Raw genomic sequence first — 13,241 nt, forward strand, 5'->3', positions numbered from 1 at the left:
ACTGCATCGGCTGGAAGGGAGCATTCCCATGATCGAGCTACTGGCGGACATGCCCGAGGGAGTGACTGGAATTCGGGTGTCGGGGCGGCTTCGCGGCGACGAACTGCGTGAGATCAAGCCCTCGCTGCACGAGCTTCTGCAGGGCGGCGATGTTCGGATCGTCGAGGTCATCGACTCCGACTACGAGGGTTTCGGGCCCGGCGGGCTGGCCGAGGACATCAAGCTCGGACTGGGGGCCGTGCTGCCGCATCACGCCGCGTTCAAACGGATCGCGGTGGTGTCCGACAAGGAGTGGGTCGCCCACGTTCTGCATGCGCTCGAGTGGATGATCCCCGGCGAACTGGCAGTGTTCGGCCTCGACGACGTCGACCGTGCCAAGGAATGGGCCGCCGGCTGACCGACGGGTGGGCTCGGTATCGAGATCGTTCCTGCCGCGCCGCCTATGGTCAAGCGGTGACGATCAGCTATGACGAGGCGCTGCGGGAGCGGATCCGGGCACATCTGGACGGGCACGACCGCCGCGTCGTGACCGACCCGTCGAAGCGGCACGCGGCCGTCGCGGTGGTGATCGTGGACTCCGAAGTCGCCGAAGACCGGGTTGACCCCGCGCCTGTGGACGACTGGATCGCCGGTCGGCCAATGCCGGAGGCTGGTCTAGACGGCCGCATGGTCGATGTATCCGGGGGTGCTGCCTTCCTCTTGTGCCGCAGAGCCTCTCGTCTCACCTCGCATGCCGCTCAGTGGGCGCTGCCCGGTGGCCGCCTGGATCCCGGCGAAACCGCGGTCGACGCGGCCCTGCGCGAGTTGGACGAGGAGGTCGGCATCAGTTTGTCTGGCTCGGCTGTGCTCGGCGTGCTCGACGACTATCCGACTCGGTCCGGATACGTCATCACGCCGGTGGTGATCTGGGGCGGGGGACGGCTCGATCTCCGTCCCGAACCGGCCGAGGTGGTGGCGGTCTACCGCGTGGGGCTACATCAGCTGCAACGCGATGATTCGCCGCGTTTCGTCAGTATCCCGGAGAGCCCGCGTCCGGTCGTGCAGATCCCGTTGGGCAATGACCTCATCCACGCGCCGACCGGGGCGGTGCTGTTGCAAGTGCGATGGCTGTGCCTGGAGGGTCGAGGGGACCGGGTCGACGAGCTGGAACAACCGGTATTCGCCTGGAAATAGGTTCGGGCCCAGGAGTCGGGCCCTAGGCTGCGGTTCATGATCAAAGACCGTGCGGCCCTGGTCGCGGGCAGTATCCGGCTGGCGTCGGGTATCTCGTTTCTCGTCGATCCGCTTCGGGCGAATCGGTTGTGGGGAGAACCGGAAGATCCCGGGCCTTCCGCGCGCCTGCTGCTTCGTTCGATGGGATACCGGGACGCCCTGATCGGCGGGCTACTCCTGAACGGGGCGTTGCGCGGTCGCGACACGCGCGGCTGGTTCCTCGCATCCGGTGGTGCCGATGCGGCCGACCTGCTGGGCGGGATGAGCGTGCACGCCGATCTCAAGCGTGGGCAGCACATCATTGGTCTCGGTGGAGCGGTGGTCGGCATCGGCGTCGGGCTCTGGGGTGCCACGCGCCGGCGCGCTACGGAACGCCCCTAGACCGTCGCCCGCTGAGATTGCGCCCAGGGCTGTACATTTCGCGGTATCCGCGACCCTGGACGCAATCTCAACCTCGGGTACGAAAACTACTTCGGGGGCATCCGGATGCCACCGTCCACGCGGACGACCTCGGCGTTCATGTAGGAGTTGGTGAGCAGCTCCACCACCATCGACGCCAGTTCTTCGGGCTTGCCGAGCCGGTGCGGGAACAACACGGACTCGCCGAGCTTGGCCTTGAAGGCCTCCGAGGCCTCGCCCTCGCCGTAGATCGGGGTGTCGATGAGGCCCGGGGCCACGGTGTTGACGCGGATGCCTGCCGCCGAGAGGTCACGGGCCACCGGCAGGGTCAGGCCCACGACGCCGCCCTTAGACGACGAGTAGGCGGCCTGGCCGATCTGGCCGTCGAAGGCCGCAACGCTGGTCATGTTGACGATCGCGCCACGCTCGCCGGTGTCGGTCAGTTCGTTGCGGCTCATCGCGGTGGCCGCGATCCGGATGCAGTCGAAGGTGCCGACCAGGTTGATGGCGAGCACCTTCTTGTACAGGTCCAGGTTGTGCGCCGACTCGAACTCGCCGTCCTTGCCGATGGTGCGCTGCGCCCAGCCGATACCAGCCGAGTTCACCAGCGCCCGCAGCGGGCCGAGGTCCGTCGCGGTGTTGACCGCGTCGATGATCTGTTCGGTGCTGGTCACGTCGACGGACACGAACACGCCGCCGATCTCGTGGGCCAGGGCCTCGCCCTTGTCCGCCTGCAGATCCGCGACGACGACCCGTGCGCCCCTGTCGGCCAACTGGCGGGCAGTGGCCGCGCCGATTCCTGATGCGCCACCGGTGACGATCGCGCTTGCTCCATTAATATCCACGAATGACACCTTACTTGGACGGTGTTCCGCGCTACGATTCGGGGAAGCCGAAAGGCCGATTTTTTATCATGCCCCAATAAGCGCAGTTATGTCAATCTGGCTGGCTTTCCACCGAACTACTGACTAAAACTGTTGCGGGTGATCTAATTTCGGGTGGGGTTCCGCGTTCCGCGGTGCGTTGAAGGGCATTTCAAGGGGTTTCCATGGCTGGTGTCGTCGCGATGACCGGTCCGCAGGGGGGGCGTTCGCTCCGCCGTGGTCGCGTAGTTCTCGCTGTCGTAAGCGTTCTCGTCGTCTTCGCCGGCATGGCGGGGCTTGCGACGGCATCGCCGTTGTCCGCCCGGTCGTCGGCCGCTGAGTCACAGGACGTAGCGCTGACCGCGGGCGACATCGCGTTCGTCATGGGCGGCAGCGGTATTCCGTTGCCGTCGCAGGGTTACGTCAATGCTGCCAACCTGCTGTATCTACAGCCGCATGGCTTCACTGGAACGGCGGACTCGCTGTTCACGCCCCAGCTGTACTTCCCGGGCAACATCTCGATGGTCCAGGGCGCCCAGATCCTCGCTGAGGCAATCAACAAGGAGATCGCCGCCGGCGGAGTGAACGCCGACAACCCGGTGTATGTGTTCGGCTACTCACAGAGTTCGGCAATGTCGTCGATGACGATGGAGCAACTCGAGCACGAGGGTGTCGCGCCCGAGGACGTTCATTTCGTGCTCGTGGGGAATTCCGCGAACCCGAACGGCGGGCTGCTCCAGTTGTTGAACTTCTGGGGCGGGAACCTTACTTTCTGGAACGGGATGACCCTCGGTCATCCGACGCCGGACTACTTCACCACCGATGTCTACACGATGGAATATGACGGGTACGCCGACTTTCCCCGTTATCCGCTGAACCTGATATCGTCGCTTAATGCCGTCATGGGCATGTTCTCTACCCATATCGGCTATTTCGGTGTCACCGCCGATGACATCGCCAACGCAATTCAGTTGGAAACCACCGGCGACGGTCTCACCAATTACTATGTGATCCCCGCGGATTCGCTGCCGCTGCTGGATCTGCTGCGGGTAAATCCCGTCTGGGGCAACCCCTTGGCCGACCTCTTGGAACCGAGCATGCGCATCCTGGTCAATCTGGGCTACGGCAGCTTGACGGAAGGCTGGAACCAGGGACCTGCCAACGAGCTCACGAACTTCAGCTTCGACCTGCTGCCGAGCAACATCAGCTGGGCCGAGGTCAACACCGCTTTGAGTGCCGCCTGGTCGGAAGGTGTTCAGGCGGCGTTTCGCGACTTGCAGGACCCGGCGAACTACGTTTGGGGCTCGTTTATGGAGCAGGAACCGTTCTCGACGCTGTGGAACGCAGCCCAACGCGTCTTTTTCGATATCCAGGACCCCACCCCGCTGTTCGGTGGCCTGTTCGGTGGTTCGGCGATGGCGACCGATCCAGGGGAGTCGCCGGATTTCCTGAACTCACTCGGGTCACTTGTTGACGGGAATCCCGATCTGTCGTGGATCGGCGAATTCCTCGGCCTGGACACGGTTACCGCCGCCTAAGTCAGCTTCGCGCCCGTCAACACGGGTTAGTCGTAGAAAGGTCAATCGCAATGAATCGTCGTCTTCGCCGTAGTGCCGGGCACCGGGGTCGTAGCGCAACTGCTCGGATGAGTCGTGCGATAGGCGGTGCTGCGGCGGCATTGACGCTCGCCCTGGCGCCCATGGCGATTGCGCCATCTGCCCAGGCGGATTTCGACTTCTTCGACCCGGGTACCTGGTTCGACACGGCCGACATCAACCCGGCCGGCGCTGATCTCGCAGACATCGGCATCGCCAGCTTCGACCCGGGCGAGCTGGGCGGCGCCGACTTCAATCTGTTCGTACCGGCTGACTGGGCTCAGCTCTATCAGGACAGCTTCTATCTCCCGATCCACGACGCACTGGAAAGCTTCCTGCACAACGCCGGAAACCAGCTGCTGATCGACCTGATCAACACTCCCGTTGTGTTGATGTTCGGCCGGGACCTGATCGGCGACGGGATCGACGGCTTCAACGGCGTCAACAATTCGCTGTTCGGCTGGCTCGGTCTGGGAAACCTCGGCGACGGCGGGTTCCTGTTCGGTGACGGCGGCGACGGTGCGGCCGGCGTCGCCGGAGTCAACGGTGGCATGGGCGGTGATGGCGGCGACGCCGGATTGTTCGGCAACGGTGGTGCGGGCGGTCAGGGCGCCGCCGCCTACGTCGGTGTGGGTGGTGTGGTGATCGAGGCCGGCGCGGGTGGCCAGGGCGGTACCGGCGGAATGTGGTTCGGCGACGGTGGTGTCGGCGGCCAGGGTGGCACCGGCTTCCACGACACCTTCGACGGCACGTCGTTGGTGACGCACGCCGGGGGTGCCGGCGGCGGCGGTGGTGACTCCCTGGCCGGGTGGGGATTCGGCGGAACCGGTGGGCGCGGTGGCTCCGGCTGGGCCGGTGTCAACGGTCCCGATGTGACCGCATTGAACGGCGGCGTCGGCGGTAACGGCGGCGCCGGCGGCAATGCCGGGTGGCTCTTGGGCTTCAGCGGCAATGGCGGCGCCGGTGGTGTCGGCGGGCTGGGGGCGGCCGGCGGCATCGGCACCGCCAGCCAGCCCAACGGAGGCAACGGTGGCGACGGCGGCGACGGCGGCCGAGGCGGTGCTGCCGGCACGGGCGTCGGGTGGATCGGCGCGGTCGGGCAGGCCGGGGACGACGGAGACGGCGGCGCCGGGGGCGCTGGCGGCGCAGGTCTGACCAACCCGTTCGGCACCGGAGGCCATGGTGGCAACGGTGGTGCGGGCGGGGCCGGCGGCGTCGGAACGACCGGTGGGAACGGCGGTGCCGGGGGAGTCGGCGGTGCCGGCGGCGGCGGCCGGGTCGGCGCTAATGGTGGCGACGGTGGCGACGGCGGCGCAGCGGCCGATCAGACCGGCAGCTCTGGTGGCCGCGGCGGCAACGGTGGTGCGGGCGGCAATGGTTCGGTGGGCGCCGGCGGGGACGGCGGCGACGGCGGCCACGGCGGGTCCACCGGAGGAACCGCCGGCGGCGCGGGCACACCCGGCGATGCCAACGTCGACGGCACCGGTGGTGCCGGCGGCGCCGGGGGTGCACCCGGCGCGCCCGCCTAACGCCGCCGCCTAGCCTGGCCGCGACTGGTTCGACCGCGCGCAGCAGGCGGTTTGTGGGACATTCTTTTGCACTCTTCTGGGCTCTTCCGGGTTCGACCGGTGTGAGCAGGTGGTCACACATCTGCAACGGAGCGGCGCTAGCGCCGAAACAACTGTTGCGCATGGTTATGACCAGCCGGGTTCATCTGGCAACCGGCCGCGGCGGAGGAGGTTTGGTGCATGGATCAATTCCCGACGATGGGCGTGCCCGACACCGGAGACACTGCCTGGATGCTGATCAGCGCCGCCCTGGTGCTGTTGATGACGCCAGGTCTGGCGTTCTTCTACGGCGGCATGGTCCGGGTCAAGAGTGTCTTGAACATGATCATGATGAGCATCAGCGCCATGGGTGTGGTGACCGTGCTCTGGGTGCTCTACGGATTCTCGATCGCGTTCGGCGATGATGTCGGCAACGTCGCGGGAAACCCAACTGATTACTGGGGATTGAAGGGCCTGATCGGGGTCAACGCGGTCGCCGCCGATCCGGCCAGTGGTACGGCTGCGGTAGAAATTCCGCTGGTCGGCACGGTGCCGGCGACCGTTTTCGTGGGATTCCAGATGATGTTCGCGATCATCACGGTCGCGTTGATCTCTGGGGCAGTGGCCGACCGGATGAAGTTCGGCAGCTGGTTGTTGTTTTCCGCTCTGTGGGTAAGCGTCGTGTATTTCCCGGTTGCCCACTGGGTTTTCGCGTTCGACGACAGCACCGCCCCGCACGGCGGTTGGATCGCCAACAAGCTTCATGCGATCGACTTCGCCGGCGGCACCGCGGTCCATATCAACGCGGGCATGGCTGCCTTGGTGCTGGCGCTCATCCTCGGCAAGCGCCAAGGATGGCCGGCCCTTCCGATGCGGCCGCACAATCTGCCGTTGGTGATGCTGGGCGCCGGCCTGTTGTGGTTCGGGTGGTACGGGTTCAACGCCGGATCGGCGGTCAGCGCCAATGGTGTTGCCGGATCGACCTTCATCACCACGACGGTCGCGACGGCAGCCGCGATGCTGGGCTGGCTGCTGGCCGAGCGGATGCGTGACGGCCACGCCACTTCGCTGGGTGCAGCGTCGGGAATCGTGGCCGGACTGGTGGCGATCACCCCGGCGTGCGCGTCAGTGGATGTCGTCGGCGCGCTGGTCGTAGGTGCCGTGGCCGGTGTCGCCTGCGCGCTCGCAGTGGGCCTCAAATACCGCTTCGGCTTTGATGATTCGCTGGATGTCGTCGGGGTGCACCTGGTCGGCGGTCTTGTCGGAACCCTGTTGGTGGGTCTGGTCGCGGCGCCGACCACCGCGGCGATCGACGGTGCGTCCGACGTGTCGCCAGGCCTGTTCTACGGCGGCGGCTTCGATCAGCTGTGGCGCCAACTCATCGGCGCGTCCAGTGTTGCGCTGTACTCGGCGGTGGGAACCGCGATCTTGGCCTTGATCCTCAAATACACCATCGGGCTGCGACTGGACGCCGAGGATGAAGCGTCGGGAATCGATGAAGCCGAGCACCTCCAAAGCGGTTACGACCTCGTGAGTACCGGCAGTGCTGTTCTTGCTTACTCGGCTGAAGACAGGAGAGAAGATGAAGTTGATCACCGCGATCGTGAAGCCGTTTACGTTGGAGGACATCAAGACTGGCTTGGAAGAGGCCGGAGTCCTGGGGATGACGGTCAGTGATGTCCAGGGATACGGACGGCAGAAGGGCCACACCGAGGTCTACCGCGGCGCTGAGTACTCGATCGACTTCGTTCCCAAGGTACGGATCGAGGTGCTGGTCGACGACTTCGCGGTGGACAAGATCGTCGACGTCATCGTGCGGGCGGCACATACCGGCAAGATCGGCGACGGCAAGGTGTGGGTCAGCGCGGTGGAATCCGTGGTCCGGGTGCGCACGGGCGAACGCGGCTCCGACGCGGTATGAGTCTGTAGCGCGATCCGAGCCGATGTAGACGGCCATGAACCGCGGGGGTCCAACCTTGAGCCCTGAGCAGCGTCGACCTGGCTGCTCCGCAACCGACCTGGCCGCTGTCCGGGCGGCACTGCGGTGCACCACGTCAGCGCAATGGGATTCGGTCGCACTGCGGCAGATATGGCGCCAGGTGCACGAGTCGTGGTTGGCCGCCAAGGCGAGCGAGATCGGGGTAGTGGCCGGAAGTGGTTTCGCGGTTGTTGCCACCGGTTCGCTGGGCCGCGGCGAGTTGCTTCCGCACTCGGACTTGGACCTGCTGCTGGTGCACGACGGCATGCCTGCCGATTCGGTGCGGCGGACGGCGGAGCTGCTCTGGTATCCCTTGTGGGACGCCAATGTTCGTCTCGACCACAGTGTGCGCACAGTTCCGCAGGCGCTGCGGGTCGCAGACTCCGATATCCTCGCCGCTCTGGCCATGTTGGACGCACGCCATATCGCCGGCGATGAGCTGCTGTCGACACGGCTGATCGCCGGCGTCCGACAGCAATGGCGCCACAGGATCGGCACCCGTTACGCCGAACTCGTCGATGTGACACACGCCCGGTGGCAGCGCAGCGGGGAGATAGCGGGTAGCGCCGAACCCGATCTGAAATGTGGCCGAGGTGGCCTGCGTGACGTTCAACTGCTCGATGCGCTGACGGTGGCCCATGTCTCGGGCGGTTGGACCAGGCGTCGGCCGGATGGCATCGGGAGTTCGTTGCGCGGTGCCTATCGCACGGTGCTGGACGTCCGGACCGAACTGCACCGGGCGGGCGGGCGCGCCCACGATCTGCTGTCGCCCCAGTACACCGACGAGGTTAGTGCCGCGTTGGAGCTCGGCGACAGGTACGAGCTGGCGGCCAGGCTCTTCGATGCGGCGCGCACGATCAGCCGGCGTGTCGACGCCGTGCTGAGTGCCGTTGCCAACACATCGCCGCGTCGCGGGAGGCCAGCTCTGCGGGTGTGATCTCCGCGGTGTTGGCAATTTGCTGACGGTACCCGCTGGGGCCGGAATCGGCGTTGTCAGCGCTTTATTACGGTCCTGCGTTGGGAAAATGGTCCCGGAAATGATCAGCCGGCACATCGGCACAGATGCAACCGGGGTCGGTCCGGTTCCCGGGCAGCTGAAACCCCGTATTTCTGCCATTTGATCGGAATTATTTTTGGCGCGTTGAAAGCACGGCGAGGTATTTGGGGTACCCGGAAAATCCCGCCGCGATTATCAATACCGACGTCCTAAATCTGGGGCCGCCGCCTTCCCGCGAAATCGCCCGTGTGAGCGGGGCGTATTTTCGCGCGACGCCCGCGCTGGAAGTGACCGCCACCGGCAGAGACCTGCGAAGACTCAGATAGATGCCAGGCAGATTCAGATGGATGCCAGAAACACGAAGTACGTTGCGTGAAGGGGGTGAAACACGGACGAAACATAGGGATAGCGATGAGACACTTCGGCAAGATGACGGCCGCGTTGTTGGGCACCACCGGCATGGCCTTGACCGTCGGGTTCACCGGAACCGGAGTGGCCGGCATCGCGCAGGCGGCACCCATCCCTGTGAGCGGTGTGGCCCCCTTGCCGGGCGTAGCCCCCGCCAGCCCCCAGACCTGCATCATCGGCCTCAACTGCGGCTGTATTCGGGGCCGCACCTGCCCCGGTGACCGGCGGAAGCACGCGGTGCGCCCTCCTGAGGCGCGGCTCGACGGGGCTCCCGCCATCGCCAGTGACCAAGAGGGCGCACCCGGCTTCACACCAGCACCTGTTTTGGCATCACCGTAGGTCTGAAGCCGTAACGCGGGCCTCCCGAACCCAGACCGCCGCGCCCACCTGCGCCCATCGGTCCCATTCCGGCCGGGACGGCGTGCATCTGCGCGGTCTCCTCTGCGGCAACCGTCCAGCCCGAGCCCGTCGACGCCGCGACCTGAGTGCCCGCGGCGGCCGACCAGCCGGCCGGGACCGACATCCCACCCATGGTCGATGCCTGACCCAGTCCCGCCAGCACCGGCGTTCCGGCGGCAGCCACCGCTCCTACCGGCTGGGTCATGCCCGCCAGGACCCCGGAGCCCAGTCCCGCCGCAAGCCCATCTACGCCGACGACATCGGATGCCAGGCTGGCCGGGCCGGCCAAGGCCAGGGTGTGGCCCAGCGATACCGCCGTCGGGATGGCGGTGCACACGAACCAGGCCGCCGTGTTCACCCCGCCGTTGATGGCATTGCCGAACAGTGGGGTCCCGAGAAACAGGTCAAATGCAGTCCCCAGATCCGGCATCGACGCCGTGGCTGACAGGGGCGATGCAGCTGCCTGCAGCGCGCCCTGCAACGAAGCCAGTGATTGAGACAACTCCTGTTGGAGCCCGCCGGTGGCGCTGCCGGCAGTGGCGACTGCCGCGCCTACGGGGTTGGTGGTCTGAGGTGCCGGAGTCATCGGGGTGAGCGCGGCAGCGCTGGACGAGGAGGTGGTGTAGCCGAACATGGCCAAGGTGTCCTGAGCCCACATCTCCAGGTAGTGGGCTTCGGTGGCCAGGATCGCCGGCGTGTTCACCCCCAGGAAGTTCGACGCAACCAGGGCCGCCAGCTGGGCCCGGTTGGCGGCGATGATCGCTGGAGACACCACTGCCGCGCGGGCAGCCTCGAACGCTCCTGCCGAGGCCATCGCCTGCGAGCTGGCCTGGTGGGCGGCCGCTGAGGTGGTGTGCAGCCACGAGAGATATGGCGACACGGCGCTGGTCATAGCCGCTGAGGCCGGCCCCGTCCAGTCTTCGCCGACCAGTTCAGAAAGCACCAACTGAGCTGACATGGCCGAAGACTCCAGCTCGGCGGCCAGGCTGCCCCACGCCGAGGCGGCCGACATCAGGGGGCCGGAACCGGCTCCGCTGTACATCCACGCGGAAACGATCTCCGGCGGTAGCGCTCCGAAATCGAAAGACATATCTGTATTCCCCTTCTCGTTGGTGGGGCAGGTTGCTAAACGGCGGTCGGCTTGGGCATGACGGTGTGCTTGACCCCGTAGCGCGGGGCGCCGAACTTCCCGACGCCGCGGTCGCCGGCGCCGGCTGCGGCCATGGCGGCCGGCACGGCGGCCATCGTGGGTACGGAGTGCGGGGTGGCCATGCTGCTCGCAGCCGCCAAACGGGCTGGGGCAGCGGACGCGGCCGCCACGGGCTCGGCTCCCCAGCTGGGCGGCGCGGACAAGGAGCCGACCGTGGTGGCCTGTGCCATCCCGGCTGCCACCGGCATCGCGCCGACGCCGGCCATTGCCGCAGGCGCCTCGTACCCCATGAGGCCGGCGGCTCCCTCGGCGGCGATCTCTTCGGGGAAGTCCAGGAGACCACCACCGGCCAGACCAAGCAGGGCAGAGGTGGCCGAGGCCCAGTTGCCCATCCCGATGTTCTCGATGTTGGCCAGGTTGCCCGAGAGCAGCGAGCCACTGCCGCTGGTCGGCACACCGAGGATGTTGGTCAGGAACCACTGGAGTCCTGAGTCCATCGACGACGTCGCCTGGTTGGTCGCCTCGGCGGTGGAATAGGCCCCGGCGTTCTGCCCGAGGACCTGCACCAGCTGCTGGTGAACGGCCGTCGCCTGCTCGCTGATCGACTGGTAGAGGCTCCCGTAGGTCGCGAACACCGCGGCCTGCAGCGCAGAGACCGGGTCGGTGCCGGCCGGCGCGATCACCGTGGTCGGGATCGCCACCGCGCCGCTCTCGGCGGACAGCGCCTCGCCGATACCTGCGAGCTGACCCGCGGCGTGCGTCATTGACTCGGGGAGTGTTTTCACAAAGGACATGCATCCTCCTCGCAGGAAGCCGGACCAGAATGTGATGGTCCGACGGGCCGGTCATCGATGTTGTGAAGCGTTGCAGAGATCGGCAAGCGTGAGGAGATCGTTAACATTTTCTTTGCGGTGGAGCGTAGATCCTTAACAAAAATAGATTCGCTGTGAAAGGTCTGAAACGGTTCTTTAATTGGCGTGAATTGCCGCATTAACTGTGCAATTTATCTAACGTCGCGGTTACAATTAGTGAGCCGCGGAAATATTTTGCCGTGGCGGTCAGGTGTCGTCCCGCTCCACCGGCCGTCACCTTCGCCTGCCCGCCCGCGATGTAAGCGGATATAGGCTGGCGGCGTGTTTGAATCCCTCTCCGACCGGTTGACCGGGGCCCTACAGGGGCTGCGCAGCAAGGGCCGTCTCACCGACGCCGATATCGACGCCACCGCCCGGGAGATCCGCCTGGCACTGCTGGAAGCCGACGTGTCGCTGCCGGTGGTGCGCGCGTTCATCGGCCGGATCAAGGACCGCGCCAAGGGCGCCGAGGTCTCCGGTGCGCTCAACCCGGCTCAGCAGGTCGTCAAGATCGTCAACGAGGAGCTCGTCGGCATCCTCGGCGGGCAGACCCGGCAGTTGTCGTTCGCCAAGACCCCGCCGACGGTCATCATGCTGGCCGGCCTGCAGGGTGCGGGTAAGACCACGCTGGCCGGCAAGCTGGCCACCTGGCTGCGCGGCCAGGGCCACACCCCGCTGTTGGTGGCCTGCGACCTGCAACGTCCGGGCGCGGTCAACCAGCTGCAGGTCGTCGGGGAGCGCGCCGGGGTCTCGGTGTTCGCTCCGCACCCGGGCACCTCGGTCGCCGGTGACGCCGGCGCGCCGGGTGACCCGGTCGCCGTGGCCGCTGCCGGCCTGGCTGAAGCCAAGGCCAAACATTTCGACGTCGTCGTCGTCGACACCGCCGGGCGCCTGGGCATCGATGAGGAGATGATGGCCCAGGCCGCCGCCATCCGCGACGCGGTGCAGCCCGACGAGGTGTTGTTCGTCCTGGATGCCATGATCGGCCAGGACGCGGTGACCACCGCCGATGCGTTCCGCGAGGGCGTGGGCTTCACCGGGGTGGTGCTCACCAAGCTCGACGGCGACGCCCGCGGTGGTGCCGCGCTGTCGGTGCGGGAAGTCACCGGTGCGCCGATCCTGTTCGCGTCGACCGGTGAGAAGTTGGAGGACTTCGACGTCTTCCATCCCGACCGGATGGCCAGCCGCATCCTGGGCATGGGCGACGTGCTCAGCCTGATCGAGCAGGCCGAGCAGGTCTTCGACGCCCGCAAGGCCGAAGAGGCAGCGGCCAAGATCGGCTCCGGTGAGCTCACCTTGGAGGACTTCCTCGAGCAGATGCTGGCGATCCGCAAGATGGGTCCGATCGGCAACCTGCTGGGCATGCTGCCCGGAGCCGGCCAGATGAAGGACGCGCTGGCCGCCGTCGACGACAGCCAGCTGGACCGTCTGCAGGCGATCATCCGCGGCATGACGCCGGCTGAACGGGCTGATCCGAAGATCATCAACGCTTCCCGGCGCCTGCGCATCGCCAACGGCTCGGGTGTCAGCGTCTCGGACGTCAACCAGCTCGTCGACCGGTTCTTCGAGGCCCGCAAGATGATGTCGTCGATGATGGGCGGCCTGGGCCTGCCCGGGATGGGCCGCAAGAGCTCCAACCGCAAGGCAAAGGGCAAGGCGGGAAAGAAGGGCAAGAATCGCGGCCCGACCCCGCCGAAGGTGCGGGGTCTGTTCGGTCCCGGTGGCCCGGGGATGCCCGCCGGTTTCCCCGACCTGTCCCAGATGCCCGAAGGCCTCAATGAGCTGCCCCCCGGGCTGGCCGACTTCGACCTGTCCAAGCTGAACTTCCCGGGCCAGAAGTAA

Annotated in this window: 13 protein-coding genes; 10 read left to right on the forward strand and 3 right to left on the reverse strand. The window is 66.5% G+C overall.

Annotation, left to right across the window (positions count from 1 at the left end):
- Positions 1–28 precede the first annotated feature (28 nt).
- The 3 genes from ACJH5R_RS13720 to ACJH5R_RS13730 are packed head-to-tail and all read left to right on the forward strand — an operon-like array spanning position 29 to position 1,593.
- Positions 29–397, forward strand: a complete 369-nt coding sequence (locus ACJH5R_RS13720; protein ID WP_406757352.1) for an STAS/SEC14 domain-containing protein — start codon at positions 29–31, stop codon at positions 395–397.
- Between the two features lie 56 nt (positions 398–453).
- Positions 454–1,173 carry an NUDIX hydrolase gene (locus tag ACJH5R_RS13725; RefSeq protein WP_406782161.1) on the forward strand — a complete coding sequence of 240 codons (720 nt, stop codon included), beginning with the start codon at positions 454–456 and terminating at the stop codon, positions 1,171–1,173.
- A gap of 36 nt (positions 1,174–1,209) precedes the next feature.
- Positions 1,210–1,593 carry a DUF4267 domain-containing protein gene (locus tag ACJH5R_RS13730; protein WP_406782162.1) on the forward strand — a complete coding sequence of 128 codons (384 nt, stop codon included), beginning with the start codon at positions 1,210–1,212 and terminating at the stop codon, positions 1,591–1,593.
- An 86-nt stretch (positions 1,594–1,679) separates the two neighbouring features.
- On the opposite strand, the gene ACJH5R_RS13735 is transcribed toward ACJH5R_RS13730, so the two are convergent.
- Positions 1,680–2,456, reverse strand: coding sequence for an SDR family NAD(P)-dependent oxidoreductase (locus tag ACJH5R_RS13735; RefSeq protein ID WP_406757350.1), 777 nt, complete (start codon positions 2,454–2,456; stop codon positions 1,680–1,682).
- A gap of 203 nt (positions 2,457–2,659) precedes the next feature.
- Here ACJH5R_RS13735 and ACJH5R_RS13740 point away from each other — a divergent pair, with 203 nt between their 5' ends.
- From ACJH5R_RS13740 to ACJH5R_RS13765, 6 genes are all read left to right on the forward strand, one after another.
- The gene (locus tag ACJH5R_RS13740) at positions 2,660–4,012 is read left to right on the forward strand and encodes a PE-PPE domain-containing protein (RefSeq protein WP_406757349.1); all 1,353 of its coding nucleotides are present in this window, start codon (positions 2,660–2,662) and stop codon (positions 4,010–4,012) included.
- A gap of 449 nt (positions 4,013–4,461) precedes the next feature.
- Positions 4,462–5,598 carry a hypothetical protein gene (locus ACJH5R_RS13745; RefSeq protein ID WP_406782211.1) on the forward strand — a complete coding sequence of 379 codons (1,137 nt, stop codon included), beginning with the start codon at positions 4,462–4,464 and terminating at the stop codon, positions 5,596–5,598.
- Positions 5,599–5,817: 219 nt separating this feature from the next.
- A complete protein-coding gene (locus ACJH5R_RS13750; protein ID WP_406782163.1) occupies positions 5,818–7,293 on the forward strand; it encodes an ammonium transporter in 1,476 nt (491 codons plus the stop codon).
- The gene (locus ACJH5R_RS13755) at positions 7,199–7,537 is read left to right on the forward strand and encodes a P-II family nitrogen regulator (RefSeq protein ID WP_406757346.1); all 339 of its coding nucleotides are present in this window, start codon (positions 7,199–7,201) and stop codon (positions 7,535–7,537) included. Before ACJH5R_RS13750 ends, ACJH5R_RS13755 begins: the two co-directional genes overlap by 95 nt.
- A gap of 55 nt (positions 7,538–7,592) precedes the next feature.
- Positions 7,593–8,531: a nucleotidyltransferase domain-containing protein gene (locus tag ACJH5R_RS13760; RefSeq protein WP_406782164.1), complete on the forward strand. Its 939-nt coding sequence runs from the start codon at positions 7,593–7,595 to the stop codon at positions 8,529–8,531.
- A gap of 471 nt (positions 8,532–9,002) precedes the next feature.
- Positions 9,003–9,338 (forward strand): hypothetical protein, encoded by a 336-nt coding sequence (locus tag ACJH5R_RS13765; protein ID WP_406782165.1) that lies wholly within the window; start codon positions 9,003–9,005, stop codon positions 9,336–9,338.
- Here the strand turns inward: ACJH5R_RS13765 and ACJH5R_RS13770 are convergent.
- Both ACJH5R_RS13770 and ACJH5R_RS13775 read right to left on the reverse strand, forming a co-directional pair.
- Entirely contained in the window at positions 9,307–10,488 is a 1,182-nt protein-coding gene (locus ACJH5R_RS13770; RefSeq protein WP_406757344.1) for a PPE family protein, read from the reverse strand. The genes ACJH5R_RS13765 and ACJH5R_RS13770 overlap by 32 nt on opposite strands.
- Before the next feature lie 35 nt (positions 10,489–10,523).
- On the reverse strand, positions 10,524–11,342 hold the full coding sequence (locus tag ACJH5R_RS13775) for a PE family protein (RefSeq protein ID WP_406782166.1): 819 nt from the start codon (positions 11,340–11,342) through the stop codon (positions 10,524–10,526).
- A gap of 339 nt (positions 11,343–11,681) precedes the next feature.
- Between ACJH5R_RS13775 and ffh the strand changes: the two genes are divergently transcribed.
- Positions 11,682–13,241 (forward strand): signal recognition particle protein, encoded by a 1,560-nt coding sequence (ffh, locus tag ACJH5R_RS13780; RefSeq protein WP_406757342.1) that lies wholly within the window; start codon positions 11,682–11,684, stop codon positions 13,239–13,241.

It is taken from the genome of Mycobacterium sp. SMC-19, from assembly GCF_045310815.1.
Taxonomy (GTDB): Bacteria; Actinomycetota; Actinomycetes; order Mycobacteriales; family Mycobacteriaceae; genus Mycobacterium.